The organism is Gilliamella sp. B3172 (assembly GCF_026536465.1).
Lineage (GTDB): Bacteria > Pseudomonadota > Gammaproteobacteria > Enterobacterales > Orbaceae > Gilliamella.
Genome location: NZ_JAFNOA010000031.1, coordinates 1 through 533 on the forward strand (window position 1 = coordinate 1; position 533 = coordinate 533).

Sequence of the window (533 nt, forward strand, 5' to 3'; positions counted from 1 at the left end):
TATCGGGTCAAATTCAACTTTGACTTAAAAAACTGGAAAAACGGTGAAGAGAGCCTGTGGGTCAGATTAGCCAAACCGTATGCCGGCAATACCTATGGCTTTCACTTTCCGTTAATTGACGGCACAGAAGTGGCGATAGCCTTTACCGACAGCAACCCCGACCGCCCGTATATCGCCCATGCCATGCACGACAGTGCTCACCCTGACCATGTCACCACGATAAACAAACATCGTAATGTGATACGTACTCCGGCCAATAATAAATTGCGGATGGATGACAAACGGGGGCAGGAGCATATCAAACTGGCAACCGAATACGGTAAAACGCAACTTAATCTGGGTCACTTAGTTGACCAAAACAAAACACCACGGGGTGAAGGGTTTGAACTTCGCACGGATGACTGGGGTGCCATTGCAGCTGAAAAAGGCTTATACCTGACCAGCCAAACCGAGCCAAAAGCGCAAGGCAAACAACTGGATATGCAAGGCGCGATTACCCAGCTGGAAAATGCCTTATCGATAGCCAAATCACT

At 48.4% G+C, this 533-nt stretch carries 1 protein-coding gene; it reads left to right on the forward strand.

What is annotated here, in order from left to right; genetic code table 11:
- Positions 1 to 533: type VI secretion system Vgr family protein (locus tag J3U37_RS12070; RefSeq protein WP_267375131.1), on the forward strand; the 533-nt coding region annotated here is incomplete at both ends.